28 protein-coding genes and 1 riboswitch are annotated in these 23,951 nt (G+C 42.8%); of the genes, 4 read left to right on the top strand and 24 right to left on the bottom strand.

Features of this window, described 5'->3' with window-relative positions:
* Nucleotides 1–16: 16 nt before the first annotated feature.
* From sufU to MWM02_RS02550, 18 genes are all read right to left on the bottom strand, one after another.
* A complete protein-coding gene (gene sufU / locus MWM02_RS02635) occupies nt 17–454 on the bottom strand; it encodes a Fe-S cluster assembly sulfur transfer protein SufU (RefSeq protein WP_064552058.1) in 438 nt (145 codons plus the stop codon).
* On the bottom strand, nt 444–1,664 hold the full coding sequence (locus tag MWM02_RS02630) for a cysteine desulfurase (RefSeq protein WP_064552059.1): 1,221 nt from the start codon (nt 1,662–1,664) through the stop codon (nt 444–446). Before MWM02_RS02630 ends, sufU begins: the two co-directional genes overlap by 11 nt.
* Nucleotides 1,661–2,974: a Fe-S cluster assembly protein SufD gene (sufD, locus tag MWM02_RS02625; RefSeq protein WP_244402887.1), complete on the bottom strand. Its 1,314-nt coding sequence runs from the start codon at nt 2,972–2,974 to the stop codon at nt 1,661–1,663. Before sufD ends, MWM02_RS02630 begins: the two co-directional genes overlap by 4 nt.
* A 17-nt stretch (nt 2,975–2,991) precedes the next feature.
* Nucleotides 2,992–3,771 carry a Fe-S cluster assembly ATPase SufC gene (sufC, locus tag MWM02_RS02620; protein WP_003248258.1) on the bottom strand — a complete coding sequence of 260 codons (780 nt, stop codon included), beginning with the start codon at nt 3,769–3,771 and terminating at the stop codon, nt 2,992–2,994.
* Between the two features lie 218 nt (nt 3,772–3,989).
* Nucleotides 3,990–4,349 carry a carboxymuconolactone decarboxylase family protein gene (locus MWM02_RS02615; protein ID WP_064552061.1) on the bottom strand — a complete coding sequence of 120 codons (360 nt, stop codon included), beginning with the start codon at nt 4,347–4,349 and terminating at the stop codon, nt 3,990–3,992.
* Between the two features lie 290 nt (nt 4,350–4,639).
* Complete coding sequence (locus tag MWM02_RS02610) at nt 4,640–5,479, bottom strand: MetQ/NlpA family ABC transporter substrate-binding protein (RefSeq protein WP_064552062.1); 840 nt, start codon at nt 5,477–5,479, stop codon at nt 4,640–4,642.
* 16 nt (nt 5,480–5,495) lie between these two features.
* Nucleotides 5,496–6,164, bottom strand: coding sequence for a methionine ABC transporter permease (locus MWM02_RS02605; RefSeq protein ID WP_064552063.1), 669 nt, complete (start codon nt 6,162–6,164; stop codon nt 5,496–5,498).
* Complete coding sequence (locus MWM02_RS02600; RefSeq protein ID WP_064552343.1) at nt 6,154–7,182, bottom strand: methionine ABC transporter ATP-binding protein; 1,029 nt, start codon at nt 7,180–7,182, stop codon at nt 6,154–6,156. Before MWM02_RS02600 ends, MWM02_RS02605 begins: the two co-directional genes overlap by 11 nt.
* Before the next feature lie 94 nt (nt 7,183–7,276).
* Nucleotides 7,277–7,385: riboswitch (SAM riboswitch) on the bottom strand.
* Nucleotides 7,386–7,907: 522 nt separating this feature from the next.
* On the bottom strand, nt 7,908–8,255 hold the full coding sequence (locus MWM02_RS02595) for an SCP2 sterol-binding domain-containing protein (protein ID WP_064552064.1): 348 nt from the start codon (nt 8,253–8,255) through the stop codon (nt 7,908–7,910).
* Nucleotides 8,256–8,473: 218 nt separating this feature from the next.
* The gene (locus MWM02_RS02590; RefSeq protein WP_244402886.1) at nt 8,474–8,794 is read right to left on the bottom strand and encodes a thioredoxin family protein; all 321 of its coding nucleotides are present in this window, start codon (nt 8,792–8,794) and stop codon (nt 8,474–8,476) included.
* Between the two features lie 8 nt (nt 8,795–8,802).
* Complete coding sequence (locus tag MWM02_RS02585) at nt 8,803–9,153, bottom strand: toprim domain-containing protein (RefSeq protein ID WP_064552066.1); 351 nt, start codon at nt 9,151–9,153, stop codon at nt 8,803–8,805.
* A 106-nt stretch (nt 9,154–9,259) separates the two neighbouring features.
* On the bottom strand, nt 9,260–9,451 hold the full coding sequence (locus MWM02_RS02580) for a hypothetical protein (protein ID WP_232509584.1): 192 nt from the start codon (nt 9,449–9,451) through the stop codon (nt 9,260–9,262).
* Between the two features lie 9 nt (nt 9,452–9,460).
* Nucleotides 9,461–9,607 (bottom strand): hypothetical protein, encoded by a 147-nt coding sequence (locus MWM02_RS02575; protein WP_232509585.1) that lies wholly within the window; start codon nt 9,605–9,607, stop codon nt 9,461–9,463.
* Nucleotides 9,608–9,683: 76 nt separating this feature from the next.
* A complete protein-coding gene (gene gcvH / locus MWM02_RS02570) occupies nt 9,684–10,067 on the bottom strand; it encodes a glycine cleavage system protein GcvH (RefSeq protein ID WP_064552068.1) in 384 nt (127 codons plus the stop codon).
* Between the two features lie 90 nt (nt 10,068–10,157).
* Nucleotides 10,158–10,520, bottom strand: a complete 363-nt coding sequence (locus MWM02_RS02565; RefSeq protein ID WP_064552069.1) for an arsenate reductase family protein — start codon at nt 10,518–10,520, stop codon at nt 10,158–10,160.
* 53 nt (nt 10,521–10,573) lie between these two features.
* Entirely contained in the window at nt 10,574–12,358 is a 1,785-nt protein-coding gene (locus tag MWM02_RS02560; protein ID WP_244402885.1) for an acyl-CoA dehydrogenase family protein, read from the bottom strand.
* Between the two features lie 67 nt (nt 12,359–12,425).
* Nucleotides 12,426–13,598, bottom strand: a complete 1,173-nt coding sequence (locus MWM02_RS02555; RefSeq protein WP_064552071.1) for an acetyl-CoA C-acetyltransferase — start codon at nt 13,596–13,598, stop codon at nt 12,426–12,428.
* Nucleotides 13,599–13,644: 46 nt separating this feature from the next.
* Nucleotides 13,645–16,029 carry a 3-hydroxyacyl-CoA dehydrogenase/enoyl-CoA hydratase family protein gene (locus MWM02_RS02550; protein WP_244402884.1) on the bottom strand — a complete coding sequence of 795 codons (2,385 nt, stop codon included), beginning with the start codon at nt 16,027–16,029 and terminating at the stop codon, nt 13,645–13,647.
* 186 nt (nt 16,030–16,215) lie between these two features.
* Between MWM02_RS02550 and MWM02_RS02545 the strand changes: the two genes are divergently transcribed.
* The gene (locus MWM02_RS02545; RefSeq protein ID WP_081260357.1) at nt 16,216–16,365 is read left to right on the top strand and encodes a YuzL family protein; all 150 of its coding nucleotides are present in this window, start codon (nt 16,216–16,218) and stop codon (nt 16,363–16,365) included.
* Nucleotides 16,366–16,777: 412 nt separating this feature from the next.
* Nucleotides 16,778–18,376 (top strand): hypothetical protein, encoded by a 1,599-nt coding sequence (locus MWM02_RS02540; protein WP_157778175.1) that lies wholly within the window; start codon nt 16,778–16,780, stop codon nt 18,374–18,376.
* 178 nt (nt 18,377–18,554) lie between these two features.
* On the opposite strand, the gene MWM02_RS02535 is transcribed toward MWM02_RS02540, so the two are convergent.
* On the bottom strand, nt 18,555–19,472 hold the full coding sequence (locus tag MWM02_RS02535; RefSeq protein WP_064552074.1) for a proline dehydrogenase family protein: 918 nt from the start codon (nt 19,470–19,472) through the stop codon (nt 18,555–18,557).
* Between the two features lie 164 nt (nt 19,473–19,636).
* Between MWM02_RS02535 and MWM02_RS02530 the strand changes: the two genes are divergently transcribed.
* On the top strand, nt 19,637–19,900 hold the full coding sequence (locus MWM02_RS02530; RefSeq protein ID WP_064552075.1) for a hypothetical protein: 264 nt from the start codon (nt 19,637–19,639) through the stop codon (nt 19,898–19,900).
* Between the two features lie 20 nt (nt 19,901–19,920).
* Nucleotides 19,921–20,253 carry a spore coat protein gene (locus tag MWM02_RS02525; RefSeq protein WP_064552076.1) on the top strand — a complete coding sequence of 111 codons (333 nt, stop codon included), beginning with the start codon at nt 19,921–19,923 and terminating at the stop codon, nt 20,251–20,253.
* Nucleotides 20,254–20,323: 70 nt separating this feature from the next.
* On the opposite strand, the gene MWM02_RS02520 is transcribed toward MWM02_RS02525, so the two are convergent.
* From MWM02_RS02520 to MWM02_RS02500, 5 genes are all read right to left on the bottom strand, one after another.
* On the bottom strand, nt 20,324–20,467 hold the full coding sequence (locus MWM02_RS02520) for a hypothetical protein (RefSeq protein ID WP_198401585.1): 144 nt from the start codon (nt 20,465–20,467) through the stop codon (nt 20,324–20,326).
* Between the two features lie 149 nt (nt 20,468–20,616).
* On the bottom strand, nt 20,617–20,829 hold the full coding sequence (locus MWM02_RS02515; protein ID WP_244402883.1) for a hypothetical protein: 213 nt from the start codon (nt 20,827–20,829) through the stop codon (nt 20,617–20,619).
* 134 nt (nt 20,830–20,963) lie between these two features.
* Complete coding sequence (gene bioA, locus MWM02_RS02510) at nt 20,964–22,331, bottom strand: adenosylmethionine--8-amino-7-oxononanoate transaminase (RefSeq protein ID WP_064552078.1); 1,368 nt, start codon at nt 22,329–22,331, stop codon at nt 20,964–20,966.
* Entirely contained in the window at nt 22,321–23,040 is a 720-nt protein-coding gene (gene bioD, locus MWM02_RS02505) for a dethiobiotin synthase (protein ID WP_064552079.1), read from the bottom strand. Before bioD ends, bioA begins: the two co-directional genes overlap by 11 nt.
* Entirely contained in the window at nt 23,040–23,603 is a 564-nt protein-coding gene (locus MWM02_RS02500; protein ID WP_064552080.1) for a biotin transporter BioY, read from the bottom strand. Before MWM02_RS02500 ends, bioD begins: the two co-directional genes overlap by 1 nt.
* Between the last annotated feature and the right edge of the window lie 348 nt (nt 23,604–23,951).

Below are 23,951 nucleotides of genomic sequence, written 5' to 3'. Positions count from 1 at the left end.
CTTTTTCTTTTTACCATTAATGATGCTGATGCAAGCCTTTTTCCATTGCTTTCCATGCCAATGTCGCGCATTTAATGCGGGCTGGAAATTTCGAAACGCCTTGCAACGCTTCAATATCGCCTAAGTCAATATCGTCATCATATTCTTTTCCTTGCATCATATCAGAAAAAATCGTTGCCAGCTTTAATGCTTCTTCCACTGTTTTTCCTTTAATCGCCTGCGTCATCATCGACGCCGATGACATCGAAATCGAACAACCTTCTCCTTCAAATTTCACATCGGCAATTTTTCCGTCTTCGACTTTCATCGTTAAATGAATCCGATCGCCGCAAGTCGGATTGTTCATGTTAATATCTACACTGTTTCCTTCTAACACGCCGCGATTTCTCGGATTTTTATAATGATCCATAATCACTTGACGATAAAGCATATCTAAAGGGTTGTTAGAAGACATGGCCAAAATACTCCTTCGTTTTCTGTAATGCGCCAACAAATTGATCGATTTCCTCTTTTGTATTATAGAGATAAAAGCTCGCGCGTGCTGTGGCCGTTACGTTTAACCATTTCATTAACGGCTGGGCACAATGGTGGCCGGCGCGGACGGCGATTCCTTCCGCATCAAGGACGGTTGCCACATCATGCGGATGAACCCCTTCTATGTTGAACGTCACTAACCCGCCGCGATGTTTCGGGCCGTAAATCGTGAGCCCATCGATCGCGGATAACCGTTCTAAGGCATACTGAGCAAGCTCCTGCTCGTGTGCAGCAATATTGTCCAACCCGATTTCTTCAAGGAAGTCGATCGCTGCCCCTAAACCGATTGCTCCCGCAATAATCGGGGTCCCGCCCTCGAATTTCCACGGAAGCTCTTTCCACGTCGACTCGTACAAGTCTACGAAATCGATCATTTCGCCGCCAAACTCTACCGGTTCCATCTTTTCTAATAACTCTCTTTTACCATATAATACTCCAATTCCTGTCGGACCGCACATTTTATGCCCAGAAAACGCCAAAAAATCGCAATCGAGATCTTGAACATCAATTTTCATATGAGGAGCGCTTTGCGCGGCATCTACCACCAGGACAGCGCCACGTTGATGAGCAACGCGCGCAATTTCCTTAATTGGGTTAATCGTCCCTAATACGTTGGATACGTGGGCAACAGCTACGATTTTCGTATTTTCCGTCACCGTTGCTTCCACATCTTTCATATCGATCGTTCCATCCGCTTGCAGCGGAATATATTTTAATGTCGCCCCTGTCCGTTTGGCTGCTTGCTGCCACGGGATCAAATTGCTATGGTGTTCCATGTACGTAATGACGATTTCATCGCCTTCCTGCAAATTGGCGCGGCCATAGCTCGCTGCGACCATGTTTAACGCTGTTGTCGTTCCTCTTGTAAAAATAATTTCTTGTGTGGACTTCGCATTAATAAACCGCCGTACTTTTTCACGCGCTCCTTCATATGCGTCCGTCGCTTTTGTCCCAAGTGTATGCACGCCGCGATGGACGTTTGAGTTATACTCGCGATAATAGCGGTCAAGCGTTTCAATGACGGAAAGGGGCTTTTGCGACGTCGCGGCATTGTCAAGATATATAAGCGGCTTCCCATTTACTTTTTGATCTAAAATTGGAAATAACCGACGAATCTCTTTCGTATTCATGATTGCACTTTCCTTTCAATCACTTCGATAAGTTGCTTTTTCACGCTTTCAATCGGAATAGCCTCGACAACAGGTGCTAAGAAACCATGAATGATAAGACGTTCCGCTTCACGCTTTGGAATACCGCGGCTCATTAAATAATACAGCTGCGTAGGATCAACACGGCCGACAGAAGCAGCGTGTCCCGCCATTACATCATCTTCATCGATTAATAGAATAGGGTTTGCATCCCCACGCGCTTTTTCACTTAGCATCAATACGCGTGATTCTTGTTGTGCGTTCGATTTAGAAGCACCATGCTCAATTTTTCCGATGCCGTTAAAAATCGAAGTTGCGCTATCTCTGACAACACCGTGTTTTAAAATATAGCCCTCCGTATGTTTGCCATAATGGACAACGCTTGTTGTAAAGTTTTGCACTTGCTCCCCGCGGCCGACGACGACCGTTTTCGTATCGCCGAAGGAACCGTCGCCAATTAAGCGAGTGATGTTTTCCGAAACAGTATCCCCGTCGTTCATTAAACCGAGCGCCCACTCAATGCGGCCATCACGTCCGGCGATGCCGCGGCGGTTCACGTACGTAGTGACACCTTTCGCCAAGTTGTCGACCGCGGCAAAAAACACGCGGGCATTCGTGTTGGCAAACACTTCGGCGACAATATTGACAACAGCTTTGCTAGTTCCTTTGGCGGAAATATAGTTTTCCACATAAACAACTCGGCTATTATCTTCTGCTACAACAATGACATGATTAAATAATGCCATATCATCGTTTTCTTGAATATAAACAGCTTGAAGCGGAACGTCCACTTCAACGCCTTTCGGCACGTATACAAACACGCCGCCGTTCAAAAGCGCGGCATGCAGCGCCGTTAAACGGTGCTCATCAATTTTTACGCCGTCTTTCATCAAATATTTTTTCAACAAATCTCCATGTTCGCGCGCTGCCGTGAAAATATCGGTGAAAATGACACCTTTGGCTTTTAGTTCTTCTGATAGTGATAAATACGCTGGGGTATGGTCGCGTTGGATGTATAAGTTTTTCGTCCCTTCTCCTGCTTCAATCAGCGCCTTTACCGCTTCAGGCAATTCATCTAGCGAAGTAAACGCCGCGCTTTCGACCATATGGTTAGCAAATTGGGTGAAATTCCAGTTGTCAATTTTTGTTTTATCCGGCTTTGGCAGCGGCAACTCTTCTGCTTTAGCAAGAGCTTGTAAGCGGAGCTGTAAAAGCCAGTCCGGTTCGCCGCGTCCGCTGGAAAATGAGCGCACATAATGTTGGTCGAATGGTATTTTTGTTTCTGTCGTCATAATACTCCTCCTAACGCTTACGCTTCTTGCTCAACCGTTTCGTCTTCAATGCCAAGTTCTTTTTTAATCCAATCATATCCTTCCGCTTCAAGACGTTGCGCTAACTCTGGACCACCGGATTTTACGATGCGCCCTTGCATCATGACATGCACATAATCTGGTGTGATATAGTTTAACAAGCGCTGATAGTGCGTAATGATCAAACAGCCGAATTCGCTGCTGCGCATTTCATTAATTCCTTTTGAAACAATTTTCAAAGCGTCAATGTCAAGACCGGAGTCGATCTCGTCCAAAATCGCGATTTTCGGTTCAAGCATCATTAATTGAAGAATCTCGTTGCGTTTTTTCTCCCCGCCGGAGAATCCTTCATTTAAGTAGCGGTGCGCCATATCTGGATTCATTTCGAGAAATTCCATTTTTTCGTCCAGTTTGCGGATAAATTTCATTAACGAAATTTCATTGCCTTCGCCAAGGCGGGCGTTAATGGCAGCACGAAGGAAATCCGCGTTCGTTACCCCGCTAATTTCACTTGGATATTGCATCGCCAAAAATAAACCGGCGCGTGCGCGCTCATCCACTTCCATCTCCAACACGTTTTGTCCGTCTAACGTGATGCTACCTTGTGTCACTTCATATTTTGGATGTCCCATAATCGCCGATGATAGCGTTGATTTGCCCGTTCCGTTCGGTCCCATAATGGCGTGAATCTCTCCGCCTTTCACTTCCAAATTCACGCCTTTTAAAATTTCTTTTCCTTCAACGGATACGTGAAGATCTTTAATTGTCAATACTGCCATGCAGAATACCTCCAATTTTTCACTAAAAATTGTGTGCGTCGTTGTATCATTGACTTTTTTATTCTATTCTCATTTTATTCTCATTACAATCTTATAACAAATGAAAAGTATTAGCAACCTTTTGCACAAAATATCACTATATGCATAGTGAAAAGCTTTTTATTAGGCGCGTTAATGAACAAAAATGAAGGAAAAAGACCCCTATAATGGGGTCTTAATTAATGTTTCATCGTTAGTTCATGAATGCACTCTTGGACCAAAGTTACCGCTTGGCTCATCGCCGCACCGCCCGCGAACGCAGCAGCTACACCGCAAGTTTCTAAAATTTCCTGTTCTGAAGCCCCTTCGTCCAAACATCCTTTCGTATGGTAGATTGCGCAATACTCATCCCGCGTCGCCAGGCTGATTCCAAGTGCAATTAGCTGCTTTTCTTTTTTTGATAATGCTCCTTCTTCAAAGCACGCTTCGGTGAACGCATGAAAACTGCTAGCGACATTCGGCAGCTTTTGCGTAAACGTGCCAACCCCTTCTTTATAATGGCGAAGAGCTGCTTCAACGGACGTATGTTGCTGATTCATCCATAACCCCCCTTGAAATAATGTGTCTGTGTTAGTATGCGTGAAGGAACAGGAGATTAAACAGGCGAAACATAAATTAAATATACTCACTGGCGCTTTTTGGCCTCATATTGACAAAATTGGGAGAAAGCCAAGCAGGAAAATGAATTTCGTTGCCGTCACGTTTTTCGTGTATTAAGTTTGAAGATTAATAGATGATCTTGCGTTTTATTTGTTAGCTCCATTGTGCCGCTTGTCTCCATTCTTGAAAAGCTGCAAAAAATAACGGGAGCGATTTGCCCCCGTTATTTTTATTGTGCCGCCGGAATGACGGCACCTTTATATTCTTTTTTAATAAAGTCTTGAATTTCTTTCGACTGCAACACTTGAACAAGCGTTTTAATTTCTTTGCGGTTTTCGTCGCCTTTACGTACAGCGATAATGTTGACATACGGGTTATTTTTCGGCGACTCGACAGCAATCGGGTCTTTTGCAGGGTCCAAACCGGCATCTAGCGCATAGTTCGCGTTAATCACAACCGCATCGCCTTCGCCGTTTTTATAAATTTGCGGCAGCATTCCCGCATCAACATCTGCTTCAAATTTTAAATGTTTCGGATTCTCGACAATGTCTTTCACTGTTGCTTTTGTTTTGTCCACGCCGTCTTTTAACTTAATCAGCCCTTTTTCTTGCAGCATGGATAAAATGCGGCCATGATCTGCAACCGAGTTGCTCATGATGATCGTTGCACCGTCTGGAAGTTCTTCCAAGCTTTTATACTTTTTCGAATAAATGCCGATTGGCTCAATATGAATGCCGCCAGCGTTGACAAAGTCATATCCATGCTCTTTTTTCTGTGATTCTAAATATGGAATGTGTTGGAAATAGTTTGCGTCAATTTCTTTATCCGCCAACGCTTTGTTTGGTAAAACATAATCTTGGAACTTCACGATTTCTAAGTCAATACCTTTTTCTTTTAAAATCGGTTTTGCTTTTTCCAAAATTTCCGCATGTGGAACATTCGAAGCTCCAACCACTAATTTCGTCAATTTCCCTTCTTTTTGGCCATTAGACGCGTTGTTGTTGCCTCCGCACGCTGCTAATGCCAACACAAGGACAGCGGCAAATAATGCACTAAGCCATTTTTTCATATCGATTTCCCCCTTTTTATCGTTTATCTATTTTGGAAGTGACAAAGTCACCGATAAACTGAATGACAAATACAATGATTAACACGAGCACGGTGGCGACAAACGTCACATCATTATGGTTGCGCTGAAATCCTTCTAAATACGCTAAGTTACCAAGACCACCGGCGCCGACAACTCCCGCCATCGCCGTATATCCGACTAAAGCAATTGCCGTTACGGTAATTCCGGACACAAGTGCAGGCAGTGACTCTGGAAGCAACACTTTCCAAATAATTGTTGCCGTCGATGCTCCCATTGCTTTCGCCGCTTCAATAACGCCTTTATCAATTTCACGGAGCGCAATTTCAACCATTCGCGCGTAAAATGGCGCCGCTCCGATAATGAGCGCCGGCAGCGCGGCGTTGGCACCAAGAATCGTCCCAACCATCCATTTCGTCAACGGAATTAATAAAATAATTAATATAATAAACGGAATAGAACGGAAAATATTAACGGCAGCAGCAATGATCATATTCGCCAAGCGGTTCTCCCATAAGTTGCCTTTTGATGTTAAAAATAAAAGCAGTCCAAGAATCGTTCCTAATATAAATGTCGCCACAACTGCGATCCCTGTCATATAAAGCGTCTCAACAGTAGCTGCCCAAATCATATCCCACTCTACGTTCGGTAAGAGGTTAGCGAGCATTTGTAATCACCTCCACCGCCACTTGCTGATTTCGAATATAATCAATCGCGCGGGCAACTTCTTCTTTCTCTCCATCCATATGGACGAATAAGACACCATAAGCACCTTGATGTGTCTGCGAAATTTTTCCTTGCAAAATATTCGCGTCGACTTGAAACTGACGAACGACATTGGCAATGAGCGGCTGCTCGGCGGCTTCGCCGACAAACGTCAATTGGACAACCGTTCCATTTGGGTATTTATCAAGTAGGTGAGTAATCGTTTCTTTTGTTTCTTCCGGTTCGACCACTTGCTGAACAAACCGTTTCGTAATCGCCTGTTTTGGCTGACGGAATACTTGCAGCACTTCGCCTTGCTCGACGATTTTTCCGTTTTCCATCACCGCGACGCGATCGCAAATTTTGCGGATCACGTGCATTTCATGGGTAATTAATACGATCGTCAATCCTAAACGTTTATTAATATCGACCAAAAGTTCCAAAATGGAATCGGTTGTTTGTGGGTCTAGCGCGGACGTTGCTTCATCGCACAATAACACTTTTGGATTGTTCGCTAACGCACGCGCGATGCCGACGCGTTGTTTCTGCCCGCCGCTAAGCTGTGATGGATAGGCATCTTCTCTTCCTTGCAATCCAACAAGCTGAATGAGTTCGTCGACTCGTTTCTTTCGCTGATCTTTCGGCACGCCGGCAATTTCTAACGGAAACGCAATGTTTTCACGGACGGTTCTCGACCATAATAAATTAAAATGTTGGAAAATCATCCCTATTTCTTGGCGAGCCTTCCGCAGCTCTTTTCCTTTAATATTAGCAATATCACGTCCGGCAACAATGACTTTTCCTTTTGTCGGTTTTTCCAATCCGTTAAGAAGACGGATTAACGAGCTTTTTCCTGCTCCGCTGTACCCAATGATGCCAAAAATTTCCCCTTCCTTTATTTGTAAAGTAACATTATCCACCGCTGTCACAGATCCGTTTGAAGCTTCATAGATTTTTGTCACGTTTTCTAATAAAATCATGCACATTTTCACCTTCCTTCATGCAAAAAACACTCGCAACAAAAAGAAAACCCTTCTGCTCAAGAGAACAGAAAGGCAATGGTCACCGTTCTGTCTCTTATCTCTCAAAGCAGACGCTTTGTGTGAATTGGCACCATTTCAGCGAATCCGCTGACGGTTGCCGGGTTTCATTGGGCACATCCCTCCACCTCTCTTGATAAGAGCACAAATGCACTTTATTCAGTTAAAATGTCTCATTAGTTACGAATGTGATTTTATCATTATATGTCGAATAATGTCAATAAAAATATTATAGTAAAAATATTGAAAAATAGCATGACAGTCTTTTGGGATGATGAGGCGGAAATGTCAGATGTCATTCATCGCCCATTCCAAATCGTCAATTAAACCATGAACATTTTTTGACGCCGACAGATAGACGAACAAATCTTCCGCCCCACGGATAGTTTTAGTTTTTCTTCGTGTAGCTGTTGATATGCAGTGCCCGCTGGATGGATAATTAAACTTTTCGTATCCCAAAAAGAGAGGGGGACTCTTTTCTTATCTTTCAAATCCATTCACTTCGCCGGAATCATCACCGTACTCAACAACCGGTTCCGGGCTTTACCGGTGCAGTTCCCCTGCCTCTCGCGGAAAAGTTTTTATTTCGCCATTTTTTCTGAATAGTACTACTAATTTTATAATCTGTCAATTATTTTTTATAAAATTCATTGATTGTATTATTTTCAGCAAACATAACCATACGGCTTTGACAAATGAAGCAGCGACTCGAGCAGCAGCATATGCCGGAAACTTCCAGAAATATTCACTTCGCGAAGCCGAATTTGTTGTTGCAATTTCAGCCTTCCATTCAACATCGCTTCAATCGCCTCTTTCGATCCCCGGACAGTCAACACCCGCCGTTCATCTGCCGCTTCCTTCTGCTCGATCTTATGTTTAGAAATCGCCACAACTGCCGTTTCTGTTTCGCACTCAAATTGAATGTATAGTTCCTCTTCTGGCAAAATCGGTGATAAATGATTCAACTTTTGCATTCGTTCTGTAAGCTGTTTTATTAATTCACGTATATCCATTTATATCCTCCTCCCCCTTTATCCGTTACCCATTTATTTCATTAGAAAAGGGGGAGAATCCTTTATAAAAATCTCGACAAATCCTCTGGAAAATAGGCAAGACACTCATCATTTCCCAAGAAATGATGTCAAACAAGGTCAAATAATCGTTTATTTTATATGCTTTATCGCACTGCCGGCTTTGACCCATTTTTCGCTTTGCTCATGAAAAAATATCCTTACCTGTTTTCCGTCCAAAATTTCTTTATTGTTTCGTATAAATACGGTACAGAATGAAACGCGTATAATTTGTGAACGATATTGCCGCCATCAAATAAAAGAAGACATGGAACGCTTTCAATTTTCCATATGGCCGCACGCTCGGGCATATAATTAATATCGATTTTGTAAAACGGAATACGCGGAAACAGCTCTTCCACCACTTCCATCATCCGCTCGGCAAGCTGGCAAGTGCCGCACATCGGCGTATACACGTAAAGGCAAACCGTCTCTTCCTTATCAATGATGTCATCTATTTCATCTAACTGTATTTTTTTCATCGCTGCTTTCACCTTTTTAACAAATAATCATAATGGACATTAAAATTTGCCCGCAATAATACTTGGGCGATATGCCAATTTGGCGCCGCAGCTACTTCCCGATACATTCGGTCAATATATATATGTTCTGCCTCAGGAAATTCGCGGCGAAACTGTTTTCGCAATTTTTCGCCCGCTTCATCGGCATCCACTAATATATAAACTTCTTTATAAGAAAGTTCTTCCATCAGTTCTTCCAATTTAGCATCACTAATCGTCCCATTTGTGCAAATAATTTCAACCGGTTCATTCACAATCTTTTCAATTTTTTGTTTGTCGGAACGCCCTTCCACAATAATCACTTTTTCAATTTCTATCATGATGGACCACCTTAAGAAAAATGGATCAAGTCATTGTGGAACAAGGAAACGGCCAACAGCGGTTTCGTTTTCCGGTAATACGAATTCGTTGAACCGAGAATGGATTTTACCCAATAATTTGGAATTTTTCTATTTGTACATTTATGCGGAAAAACAATGTGACCGTTTCCTTTCGTACACCGGTTTGCCGTCTTTTTTCGCCAAGCAATAAACACGAAGAAAAGCAACGGCATAGCACCGTTGCTTTTACATCAACCAGCCTTACCGTCGCAATCGACATACTTTTGACCTGGTTCAACGGTGACGGTCATCCCTTATAAATACGGTTCATATTGGTTTTGCCACGAAAGTCGATTGCAAAAGAAAAATGGCCAACTCGTTCATTTTCTCCAATATAAATAAAATCGAGTTTTACTTTCCCCATTGCTTTTTTGGTTTCAACGGCGATGAGCATCCTTTTCACCCACCTCGTTATGTATATTAGGATACTCATCGCTTGCGTAATCAGCAATGGTGGTTTGTGCCAATGATCATCCTTCTTTTACCATTGCTTCATATTGCTCTGCCGTTAATAAATTATCGATCTCGCTCATATCGGAAGGCTCGACGACAATCATCCACGCTTTTTCATATGGAGATTCATTTACATATTCTGGATTATCATTTAATGCTTCATTCACTTCTACTACTTTGCCGCTAATCGGCGCATAAAGTTCGGAAACAGTTTTTACGGATTCCACGCTGCCGAATGGCTCATTTGCCGTAATTTCTGTGCCTACTTCCGGCAGTTCAACAAAAACGATGTCACCTAATTCAGATTGTGCAAAATCAGTAATGCCGATGCGCACTTTATCCCCTTCGACGCGCACCCACTCATGTTCTTCAGAATAACGTAACTCCTTTGGCGTATTCACGATCGCATCCCTCCATTACAGATTATATTATTTTTAATATTGTATTCTTTTTAATAATAACCGATTTTCTCAAAAAACTCACCGAATTCGTCATCTTTGTCCAAAAAATTTTTCATATTGCTCTTCATTGAACCCAACGATAACATGATTTCCGTCCGTCAAAATCGGGCGCTTAATCAACATGCCGTCGGAAGCGAGCAACTCAAGAAGTTCTTCTTCCGAAGCGGTATTCACTTTATCTTTTAGCCCTAACTGACGATATTTCATACCACTTGTGTTAAAAAATTTTTTCAGCGGAAGTCCGCTTTTGCGGTAAAATTCTGTCAATTCCTCTTTTGCCGGCGGGTTGTCAACAATATGTATCTCCCGTACGGCAATGTTGTGCTCATCAAGCCATTTTTTTGCTTTTCGGCATGTACCGCATTTCGGATACCAATAAAAAGTGAATGCCATGTCCACCATCCTTTACAAGTAAAGTACCAAGGCAAGCCTGGTACTTTACATTATTACACAATATAACGTTCCGCTTCAATGAGCGCCGCTGCCGCTTCGCGTTTTTTCGCGATGATATTGATTGGAGTATAGCGCGTTAATTTGCGCAAAGCGGCCAACATCATGCGCAACGCGTCGCCTCGCTCTACGGCAACAATCGTTTCTTTCGCATGTGCCTCGATTTCGTTGAACGCCTCTTGGCAGAAAATTTGCGTATAAAGAAGTTTTTGTTTGTTTTTCTCTACTCCGGAATTTTTAATTGCTTTTTCTGTACGAAGCACAGCAGATTCCATCGCATAAATATTTGCAACAATGTCGGCAATGTTCACTAAAATTTCCTGTTCATTTTCCAATTTCGTACCGAATTTTTGCGCTGCTAATCCCGCCGCCATTAATGCGATTTTTTTCGCGTTGCGCACTAAATATTTTTCTTGTTCCAGCACGCCGTCACCAACCTCTTCCGGCGCGAGCATGATTAATTCTTCTTGAAGCTGTTGCGCTTTTTGCAAAAGCGGAATTTCGCCTTTCATCGCTTTTTTCAAATACATTCCCGGAACTAACAGACGGTTGATTTCGTTCGTTCCTTCAAAAATCCGGTTAATCCGAGAATCGCGGTAAGCCCGTTCAATTTCATATTCTTGCATAAATCCGTAACCGCCGTGAAGTTGTACGCCTTCGTCGACAATATAGTCCAACGTTTCCGTCGCAAAAAATTTGTTCAGCGAGCATTCAATAGCGTATTCCGCGATCGATTTCGCAATTTCTTTGCCGTCTCTTGCCTGCTCCTCATCAAGAAGGCTCATCCGTTCGTCAAACAAGCCGACCGTGCGGTAGACAGAGCTTTCTGTGGCATACAAGCGGGAAGCCATCGTCGCGAATTTTTCTTGCGTTAATGTAAATTTCGAAATCGGCTGTTTAAATTGCTGACGTTGATTCGCGTATTGTAGCGTAATTTCCAGCGCACGTTTCGCACCGCCAACAGCGCCGACTCCCAGTTTATAACGTCCGATGTTTAAGATGTTGAACGCAATCACATGGCCTTTTCCAACTTCCCCAAGCAAGTTTTCTTTCGGAACAGGCACGTCTTGCAAAATTAATGTACGGGTCGAAGAACTTTTAATTCCCATTTTCTTTTCTTCCGGCCCAGTAGAAACACCCGGAAAATCGCGCTCGACAATGAAGGCGGAGAAATGTTCGCCGTCTACTTTCGCGTATACGATAAACACATCGGCAAATCCAGCGTTCGTAATCCATTGTTTTTCCCCGTTTAAAATGTAATGGGTTCCCTCCGCGTTTAATCTCGCCGTCGTCTTTGCTCCTAGCGCATCTGAACCGGAACCAGGTTCTGTTAATGCATATGCAGCAATTTTTTCCCCAGTCGCCAATGCCGGCAAATATTTTCTTTTTTGTTCTTCTGTTCCAAATAAAACGATTGGAAGCGAGCCAATGCCAACGTGCGCGCCATGAGAAATCGAGAAACCTCCTGCGCGCGACATTTTCTCTCCGATCAGTGCAGAGCTGATTTTGTCAAGCCCTAAGCCGCCGTATTCTTCCGGAATATCTGCGCTAAGCAATCCAAGCTCTCCTGCTTTTCTTAACAATTGAACCGAACGGTCAAATTCATGATTTTCCAAATATTCTAATTGCGGGAGCACTTCGTTTGCGACGTAATCTTCCGTCGTTTTCGCAATCATTTTATGTTCGTCTGTAAAATCCTCCGGTGTAAACACGCGTTCGCAAGGAATATCTTCAATCAGAAAGCTTCCACCTTTAATCGCGTTTTCCAGTGCTTTTGCCATTTATAACTCCTCCCCCTCGATTTTTGTAATAGTCGGGCGGGAGCAATGCCGCCCGCTTTCGTTACGGTTAAATTAATTCAAACACTCCTGCGGCGCCCATGCCGCCGCCGATACACATCGTGACAATTCCGAACTGTACATTGCGACGGCGCATTTCATGGAGCAACGACAGCGTCAATTTTGCACCAGTACAGCCAAGCGGATGGCCAAGCGCAATTGCTCCTCCGTTGACATTTACTTTTTCCTCATCTAGCCCAAGCTCGCGAATCACTTGAATCGCTTGAGACGCAAACGCTTCATTCAGTTCAATTAATCCGATATCAGAAAGTTCTAAGCCAGCAAGTTTTAACGCTTTCGGAATCGCGGCAACCGGACCGATTCCCATTACTTCCGGCGGCACGCCGGCGACGGCGAACGAACGGAATTTCCCAAGCGGTTTTAACCCTAGCGATTCTGCTTTTTCCCGGTCCATCACCATTACAGCGGCAGCGCCATCGCTCATTTGCGAAGCGTTCCCGGCTGTTACCGTTCCGTTCACGGAAAATGCCGGACGAAGTTTTGCTAAAGTTTCCATATTCGTATCTGGGCGTACCCCTTCGTCTTCTTCGAAAAGTATCGTTTTTTCAACTAGCTTATTATTTTCTACTTTGCGAACAGCCACTTCGACCGGAACAATTTCGTCCTTGAATTTGCCTTCGCGGATCGCTTCTGCGGCACGCTGATGGCTTCTTACAGCAAACGCGTCTTGGTCCTCACGGCTAACCCCATACTTCATTGCTACTTGTTCCGCTGTATGTCCCATTGACATATAATACTGTGGAGCTTCTTCTGCCAGTTTCACATTTGGACGTATCACACGCCCCATCATCGGGACAAGGCTCATCGATTCCACACCGCCTGCAATGACCGTATCCGAATGGCCAAGCATGATTCGCTCTGCCGCATAAGCAATCGCTTGCAAACCGGACGAGCAATAACGATTGATCGTAATCGCCGGAACCGTGTATGGAAGGCCTGCAAGCGCTCCAATGTTTCTCGCGATATTTAACCCTTGCTCCGCTTCCGGCATCGCGCAGCCAATAATAAGGTCATCGATATTTCCTTCATAATTCCCGGCTCGTTTCAACGTTTCCTTTACGACAAGCGCGCCTAAATCATCCGGCCGCACATGGGCGAGCGTCCCTTTTTTCGCCTTTCCAACTGGCGTGCGCGCCCCCGCTACAATCACCGCTTCTCTCACAACCGTCCCCCCTGTTTTTTCATAATTCGTTCTTTCAGTTCCCTAATTAGTTGCGCAGCGGCTTCCCTTTAACAAGCATATGCTGCATTCTCGCTTGCGATTTCGGCTCGCCGACTAGGCTTAAAAACGCTTCTCGTTCTAAATCAAGCAAATATTGTTCATCGACTTCCGTACCGTACGGGACTTTTCCGCCAGCGATGACATACGCAAGTTTTTTCGCGATTTTCAAATCGTGTTCACTAATGTATCCGGCGTGATACATCGACTGCGCTCCAAGCAACATCGCCGCATAACCTGTTTCGCCAACAACAGGTACTTTTTTGCGAACCGGTGGACGATAGCCTTGATCATAAAGAGAGATAACCGCTTGTTTCGCATCGTGGAGCAAATGATCACTATTCATCGTAATGCCATCACGATGATTTAAAAAATTTAGTTCGCGCGCTTCCGTTGCCGAACTTGATACTTTTGCCATCGCAATCGTTTCAAACACTTTGTTCGCCACTTGCTGCAAATCGAAATTGACTCCGTTTGGCAGACTGTTTAAATATTTGATGTAAAGCTCTTTATTTCCGCCGCCACCAGGAATGAGACCGACACCGACTTCAACAAGCCCCATATACGTTTCTGCCGCGGCTTGAATGCGAGCTGATGGCAAACAAATTTCTGTGCCACCGCCAAGCGTCATCGCAAACGGTGCAGCGACGACCGGTTTCAGGCTATACTTAATATTCATCATTGCTTGCTGGAATTGGCGAACAACAAGTTCAATTTCAAAATAGTTGTCATCTTGTGCTTCCATCAAAATCATCGCAAGGTTTGCGCCGACACAGAAGTTTTTCCCTTGGTTCCCGATGACAAGCCCTTTATAGTTCCGCTCCACTTCCTCAAGGGCATAGTTAATCATTTGCACAATATCCGTACCGATCGCATTATTTGGCGAGTGGAACTCTAACAACGCTACATCATCGCCAAGATCAATGAAGCTTGCGCCGCTATTTTTCTTAATAACGTCTTTTTCTTCTTTCAAGCGCTTAATATGAATGACTTTCGGATTTTCTTGAATCGGTTTGTATTCGCCGCGGTCATAATAGAATGCTCGCCCTTTTTCCAATTTATAGAAAGAGGAAAAGCCATCGGCAAGCATGGCCGTTACCCACGAAGGAATTTCAAACCCTTCTGCTTGCATTTTCCGGACAGATTGCTCAACACCGAGTGCGTCCCACATTTCAAACGGGCCGAGTTCCCAGCCAAATCCCCATTTCATCGCACGGTCGACAGCGACGATGTCATCAGCGATTTCGCCGAGCAATTTCGCAGAATAGAGGAGAACTGGGGCGGTGATTTTCCAAAGGAACGTTCCAGCGCGGTCATTCGCATATACAAGCGCTTTCAATTTATCAGCCAGCTTTTTCGCTTGCTTGCTCGCCTCTACCGCTGGAGTCGTCAGCTTTTTGCGCGGCTCATATTCCAGCGTCTCATAATTAAGCTCCAAAATACCTTTCCCTTGCTTCAAAAAGAAGCCTTGCCCTGATTTGCTGCCGATCCATCCTTTTTCCAGCATCGCTTTCATAAAATCCGGAACACGGAACGCCTCTTTTTCTTCTCCTTCTACTTTTTCAAACACATTGTTGGCAACGTGAATAAACGTGTCTAAGCCGACGACATCCAGCGTGCGGAATGTTGCGCTTTTCGGACGGCCAATCAGCGGCCCTGTAATCGAATCTACTTCTCCGACACTATATCCGCCTTTCATCATTTCTCTTACAGTTACTAACAAGCCGTACGTGCCGATTCGGTTCGCAATGAAATTTGGTGTGTCTTTCGCCATGACAACACCTTTACCAAGCACTTCTTCGCCAAATGTTTTCATATATGAGACAACTTTCGGATCGGTATCTTTTGTCGGAATGATTTCAAGCAGCTTTAAGTAGCGCGGCGGATTGAAGAAATGCGTTCCTAAAAAATGTTTTTTAAAGTCCTCAGAACGGCCTTCTGCCATCGCTCCGATGGAAATACCCGAAGTGTTCGAGCTGACAACCGTTCCCGGTTTTCTTACCTCATCCACCCTTGCAAATACGCTTTTCTTAATTTCTAAATTTTCCACGACCGCTTCAATAATCCAGTCCACTTCAGCAAGCCGGTGAAAATCATCCTCGAAGTTTCCCGCTTCAATAAGGGCAAGATTGGACTTGGACATAAGCGGCGCTGGCTTTTGTTTCAATAACTTTTGCAACGCTTGATTGGCAAGGCGATTGCGCACTTCTTTATGTTCAAGTGTTAGCCCTTTTGCTTCCTCTTCTTTCGTCAACTCACGCGGAACGATATCAAGAAGCAACGTCGGTATCCCAACGTTCGCCAAATGCGCCGCAATCCCCGAGCCCATCACGCCAGATCCGAGCACGGCAGCCCTTTGAATGCGTTTCACCATTCCTTTTCCCCCTTATACATTGAATGAACAGTCATTCATTTTATATTTAAAAAAATATGGCGTTAAAATTGTTTCTATAAATTAAATATAAAATATGTTATTAATTTTCGCAATATACAAACTTAACAATTTTTGTATTTATGAGAATTTATTTTTTGGCGACGATAATAAAAGGAGGTGAGATTTATGGCAAAGCTGAAAAAGAACCCTTCGGAAAGAGCAGTCAGCGCAGCAAGCGTAAAGGGCAACGCCGGCCCGACAATGGAAATGGACGGCGGAGGAAAAAAGACGAGCCAAAACCAACAATATAAGCGGCATAATATGCAGGGTGAGTGAGTAAATAACTTTTGCATAAACAGGTAATATAAGCAAAGCAGAGGCAGCACAACTCTCTCAAAGCCAATATTCTTCACAAACGTGTTTGCAAACCCTTTTAGCACAAGAGAACTCACTGTTGCAAGACCGTTCTCCTCAAAAAGTGTGCAAGATATACATTCTGATATAAAAAAGAGGGTGTTCAAAAGTGTTCGGTAGCTGTTCACTTTTCAGACACCCTCTTTTTTTGCAAAAAACAAGAAAATCGTTCCCTTTTTGGTATAATAAGTATGGTCAACAACCAAAAAGGAAAGGGCTGGCTTCAAAAGGTCGATTCAGCAATTTTTTGAGCCAGCCTCTTGATATAAATTAATTTAACATAAGGGGGGGGAGAATAATAAAAAAATTAAAGCTATTTATTCCAATTTTATTAATGCTAATTTTCTTTATTTTATCAGCATCAACTAACGAAGCCTCAAAAACTACTAATGAAGTTTCTATTCCATTAAATAAATTAAATCCAAAAAGTATCTCAATTAAAATGCCAGGAAAAACTTTTGAATTTATCAAATCTACACCATTCACTCATATTAAAGCAAAAGATACAAACTACTATTATAAAATTAAAGACAAAAATAAAATTTTAGCCGATTTAAGAGTAACAATAAGAGCAATTGATAATGGCGATAAATTTATATTTACTAGAATTACAAACTATTCAAAACAAAACATCTATACTGACTTAATAATTCCATTATCTAATACAACTACTTATAACCTCGAAAAATACAGTGATAGAGGCAAAATTATTAGACAACACGACCACGTTTTTGGTATTGATCCAACTTCACATCCAATTGGAGTGTTTAACGCATACAATAAAAATCAAACAATAGCAAGCATGATGTTAGGCAAAAACTATATTTCGAAACAACTTGTAAAACGATACAGCAAAACTCGCGCAAGCTACGTAAGGGAATTTTTAGAAGAAACTGATGATTATAAAATTTACTCAAATTCAAAAACAAAATCTACTTCTATCAATTTAAATTTAAAAACTCAATCTAACTCTATTGGAGAAAGCTGGGTTTTAATTTCTAATCAACCTTTATTCAAAAACAAAAACAATATGGACTATTGGATGAAGCGTAGCATTGAAGAATATATATCTGCTCATAAATGGCTAACAGCTGACGGTCCATATTTCAAATTACCTTGGTCAATTGAACCAGCAACAAAAATGGGATTTGGAAGGAACTTGGGTTATATGCAAGGTGATGATTTTGTAAGTACTTATTCTTTTACAAAAGAAAGATTTTTCTATAATATGATTATTAACTCATTAGCAGACTTAGATGTATTTTCTCATGGTGAAATAAAAAACAATAAAGTGAACGTTCTTCAAACAGAATATACCAGCACTTGGTTAAAAAGAGAATACGGTATAACCGCTCCATATATTGATACTAGACATAATGAATATGTAGCTTTATTCCTAAAAAAAGCTGGTACTACACTAAATATCAATAATCTAAAAAACGCTAATTTAATCTATGCGGACTTCTTAGTAAAACAAGTTGCTATTGGCAACACTATTAATCTAAAAAGTGGATACCTTATCAATGATTATTTCTCAACAGATAGCCAAAAAACTCACGTATCTTTAAATCATGTTTTAGGTGAAATGAGATTCTTATTAGATGCTTATAAACAAACAAAAAATCAAAAATATTTAAATGTAGCAATGCAAATTAGAAAAGGTGTTGAATCTTTAGGCACTAAATGGCTAAGAGAAGACGGAGACACGTGGTATCAAGTTAACAGAGATTTAAAATTCTCTGGAAGAGACTATAAACTTCTTACATTAGGAGATTTACTATATAGCCAAAAATCTTGGGAGAAAGTCGGATATAAAAGAAGCCCCGTATTTGATATTTTAATCAAATCCAAATATAAATATTTAACAAATATTAATTATCCTATCAATCCAAATATTTTAAATGAACTAAAACGCCAAGGTTTTATACAATAATTCAAAAAGAGGGTGTCCAAAAGCGTTCGGTAGCTGTTCGCTTTTCGGTCGCCCTCCTTTTTCGCAAAAAATAAGGAAATGATTCCTCTTTTGGTATAATACCGCCAATAACCAAAAAGGAAAAGACTGGCTCCAAAAGGTTGATTCAGCAATTTTTCGAGCTAGCCTCTTTTTGTTTTTATTTACGCAACACGCCTTTTAAAACGAACGCAACGTTTGCTGGTCGTTCTGCGAGACGGCGCATAAAGTATCCGTACCAGTCCGTGCCGTACGGCACATAAACGCGCATCGTATATCCTTCGCGCGCAAGCTCTTCCTGGCGCTCTGGGCGAATTCCGTATAGCATTTGGAACTCGAACTGGCTGTTTGGAATATTATATTCTTTCACAAGCTTCTTTGTGTACTCGATGATCGCATCGTCATGAGTGGCGACGGCCGTATAGTTTCCATTTAATAAATGCATCTTGATGATTTTTTTAAAGTTTTCATCCACATCTTTTTTATCTGGAAACGCCACTTCCGGCGATTCTTTATACGCCCCTTTAACAAGCCGCAGATTGGGATGGTAATCTTTTAAATCTTCTATATCGGATACCGTACGATACAAATATGCTTGCAGCACTGTTCCGACGTTATCGTATTCCGTTTTCAACCGTTTGAAAATATCGAGCGTTTTTTGGCAACGAGAATAATCTTCCATATCGATCGTCACAAACACATCGTGCCGCTTCGCCGTATCTAAAACGCGCCGCATGTTACGCATTACAAGTTCTTCAGAAATGTCAAGCCCCATTGACGTCATTTTCAGCGAAAGCTGTGAATGAAGTTTTTCTCTACGAATGGCTTCGATTGCCTCAATGCAATGATTGGCCATATTGTTTGCTTCTTGCTCATTATCGACAAACTCTCCTAAGTAGTCGACCGTCACAGCCAACCCTTTTTTGTTCAATTGTTTGATCACTTCCACAGCTTGTTCAATCGTCTCTCCGGCGACAAACCGCGAGGCACCGAAACGAAGCCCATATTTTTTTGCCAATTTCGTTAATGATTTATTTTTGGACAAGAATAAAAAAAAGTTGCGCACTACTTGTTCCATCATTGTGCCCCCTTTATGAAAACGCATTCATCTTGTTATTATTGTATCATGTTTCCTCAGCGTTGAATATGTTTTTTCGATACAGTTTATTTTTTATATATGCATAATTTTCCACGAAACGGATAATTTAAAAGCGAACGATTTTTCAGAAAGGAGAAGCGTTTATGCAACAACAAATGAACACACAACAACCATCGGTCATGCCGCAGCCGCCGCAAATGATTTCAACAAAAGACGCACTTTATTTCACCGATATGCTGTCTTGGAATTTACTTGCGATGAAAAAAGCCCACTTTTTTGCATCGCAATGCCAGGACAAAGAAGTCAGCGCCGCGATCGAAAAAGCTGGGCAAATGCATCAGCGCCATTATCAAAAAATTTTAAGCCACCTGCAAAATACAGGCCGGCCTAAAACGCCAATGCAATAGCATAAGAGGAGGAAATAGTCATGAACCAAAGCCAAGTTCAAAATCCGGAAACACAAGTTCCTAAAACGCCGCAAATGAACGATCGCGACTTTCTTAACGATATGTTGACGACAGAAAAATATATGACATCGTCGTACAATGTCTTTTTGCATGAAGCAAGCTACCAACAATTATATCAAGATATGCTTAACATTTTTACAGAAACGCAAAACTGCCAACGTGAACTTTACAATTTAATGTTTAAAAAAGGCTGGTACAAACTTGAAGCGGCTGACCAGCAAAAATTGCAACAATCATATCAACAATTCCAAGGATACAAAAGCCAATTTCCATACCAAACTACGGTTCAGTAATATGCGCCTTCCGTCCGCGAAAAAGCCATGATGTATGCGATCATGGCTTTTTCGCACATGTTTCATCATGTTAATACCAAAATCCTCCATACGGAAAGTACGGATAATACGGTCTTGGATGGACGTAAAGCGGTAACGCCAGCGCGCTGCCAAGCAATCCGCCTAGAAAGCCGCCTAAAAACGGACCCCCGAAAAATACGCGTGGATATACCATCACGATTCCTCCTTCCCCAAACCAAAACTGGACACAAACATGTTATGGTTAATGAAGGACAAAAGAAACAGGAAAGCAGCCCACTTTTTTATAATCTTCCGAAACATCTCAAAGCCTGCCGTGTGATCGGCAGGCTCAAGCAATGTTTATCACCACACTGGGCCGTAAGGATAACCACCAAAACCGCCATAGAACGGACCTGTTAGCGCGCCGCCCAACAATCCGCCTAAAAGACCGCCAAAAAACGGGCTGCCAAAGAATGGGCCGCCAAAGAACGGGCGACCAAAGCCTCCAAAACCGCCAAAGCCCCATGGGCGGCCAAATCCCCATATTCTTGTATCTTGCAAGCTAACATCATTCATGTTCGTCTCTCCTTTACTAATTGGTTTGCTTCTTCCCTTTCAACATATGTAGGACAAACGCCGAGGGCATGGGCGATTGACCGTTTTGGACAAAAAATAGGCTGCCTAGACTTACTAGGCAACAATGGAAACCATTATCGAACAGCCTTCGCCATTTCCGCGATCGAATCGAAGAGGATATCGACTGCTGTTTCCATCTGTTCTTCTGTCATCGCTAACACTGGAATGAACGTGAGCACCGGTCCGAGCGGACGAATGATTAGGCCGCGCTTTCTAGCCTCTAGGATAATGCGATGTTCAATCATTTCCGAACGCGGAAAAATCTGCTTCGTGTTTCGATCTTGAACAATTTCAATTCCTGCCATTAATCCTTTTTGGCGAATATCCCCGACAATTGGAATGTCATAAAGCACCTCTAGCTTCTTTGCTAAAAATTCTGCTTTTTTCCTTACATTTTCGACAAGCTGCCGCTTTTCGATAAGCTCAATATTTTTTAAAGCGACTGAACAAGCCAATTGATTTCCTGTATATGTATGGCCGTGGTAAAATGTCTTGTCTTCGTCGGCTTCTCCTAAAAACGCTTCATACACTTGATTAGTTGTTAATGTGGCAGCTAGTGGTAAATAACCGCCAGTGATCCCTTTCCCTAAACAAACAATATCCGGTGTCACTTGTTCTTGTTCGCAGGCAAACATCGTTCCCGTTCTTCCAAATCCGACGGCTACCTCATCGCAAATCAATAAAACTCCATACCGACGGCAAAGCGTCTCCACTCCTTTCAAAAAGCCGCTCGGATGCGTGATAATCCCCGCTGCCCCTTGCACAAGCGGTTCCACGACTACTGCGGCGATGCGCTCCTGTTCCGAATCCAACACGTGTTCTAACTGCTGTAAACAGTATTGCACAATTTCCTGTTCATTTCCGTATTCGCTCATACGATATACATACGGGGATGGTACCTCGATTCGCTCAAACAGCAGCGGTTGGAAAATGCGATGATACAGTTCCATGCCGCCAACGCTGACTGCTCCAATCGTATCGCCGTGATACGCTTCCCTTAACGACACAAATGCTGTTTTTTTCGCATACCGGACAGGGTCGATGTTTTGCCAATATTGATACGCGATTTTTAGTGCGATTTCCACCGCAGCGGCTCCAGTGTCGGAATAAAATACTTTGGAAAGCCCCGGCCAAAGCTCAACCAGCTTTTTCGCCAACAAAATCGAAGGTACATTTGCCGATCCAAGCAATGTTGAATGCGCGATCGTTTCAATTTGCGCGTGCAAAGCTTCATTTAGTTCAGGAACATTGTGGCCGTGGACATTTACCCATAAAGATGCATACCCATCCAAATATTTGTTGCCATTGACATCAAATAAGTAGCTTCCTTGTCCTCGCTCAATAATAAGCGGCCGTTCTTGCACATATGTTTTCATTTGCGTAAACGGGTGCCACACATACTCTTTATCCCATTGCTCTAATTGTTCGTAGCTATACTTCAACGGACAGCACCTCCCGTAACAACTGCTTTCTCTCGTTATTCGCCAGCCATCGTTCTGCCAGCGCCATCATCGCATGCTTCGTCACCTTCGTGAACGTCGGCAATGTGGCGATGGTAGGCAATCGCAGCATTTTTTGTATTGTTTGCACATTATTAACGTGAATGAGACTTTCGGCATTAAATTGATTAAAAATCAATCCGAGTACTTGAATGCCTTGTTGCTGTGCGTAAGATACGGTTGTCACCGTATGATGAATCGCGCCAAGTCCCGCTAAAGAAACAATGATAATCGGAATGTTGCATTCTCGAATCAAATCGTTTGTCATATAAAACCCCTGTTCCTTCTCTATTAACGGAACAGCCAATCCTCCCGCCCCCTCAACGAGAACGACGTCATATTGACGTTTCCATCGTTCGATTTTTTCCGCTATCAATGCCGGCTCGATCATGGTATTCGTTAATGTTGCCGCTAAATGCGGCGAAACAGCGGGTTCCATATAATATAGTCCTTCTGATTGCGGCAGTTCAACGACTTTTTCGTACCAATGTTGATCAGCAAACAAAACGCCATCTTCCGCTAAGCCAGTTTGAATTGGCTTAAATACTTTTGTTCTCAACCCTAACTTTTGAAAAACAAATGCGAGAAAAGAAGTTGCCACTGTCTTCCCAATCTCTGTTCCTGTTCCCGTGATAAATATCGCTTGTCCCATTAGGAAACCACCTCCTGCTTGCGAATGACGCTGTGGATGCGCGGCAGCATGCGCGCGACAAGGACGGAACAGGCCGCACATAACAATAGATCGCCAGGCACAGGCAGCAGAAAGCCAAACCATAACGTTTGCCCAACGGTAAGCGGCTTTTCCACGATCCACTTCATCGCTATGTACAGCCAAGCGCAACCAAACAAATAAACGACAAAAAGAGTAGATAAGTTCGCGAGAAAAACCGTCGCCGCTTTGCGAAATTGAAAGATTTGCATCAGCCATCCGTTGACATAGGCTCCCGCAACAAAACCGATCAAATAGCCAAACGTCGGTTGAAGCACGTAGCTAGGCCCTCCCCCTTCGGCAAAGACAGGAGCACCGGCAAGACCAACAAGCACATAGACAAGCTGGCTCAACATTCCAAGCTTCGGTCCGAGTAAACATCCCGCTAAATAAACAGCAGCAATTTGCAACGTAAACGGCACATATGGAACCGGGATTTTAATAAACCCGCCAATGGCCGTAAGCGCGGCAAACAGCGCTGCCAGCAGCAGCGATTTCGTTTTCATTTTTTCCCTCCAATCCGATATTTGCTTCTATTTTGCCTGACAACACATTTAATGTCAACTATATTTTATATATAGGTTAACATATATATAGAAATTTTTTACAATAGATTATCAAGATGTAATCCCGGAAAAACAGTATTCCGGTGATCCAAGCTCACACTGACTGTGAGCGGAATTTTGAACAATCCAAAATCATAACGATAGAAACGGCCACAAAAAACGGTTCAACGCTATATTTTTTGATGAAACATCCACGCTACACAAGGATTAGGAAAACAAAAAATAAAGCGGCTAACCTTGCAAAGCAATGGCTAGCCGCTGAAATGCCATCATTTCGCTTCCTTTTCC

This window comes from Parageobacillus sp. KH3-4, from assembly GCF_022846435.1.
GTDB classification, from domain to species: domain Bacteria; phylum Bacillota; class Bacilli; order Bacillales; family Anoxybacillaceae; genus Parageobacillus; species Parageobacillus thermoglucosidasius_A.
This window is presented reverse-complemented; position numbering and strand designations above follow the sequence as displayed.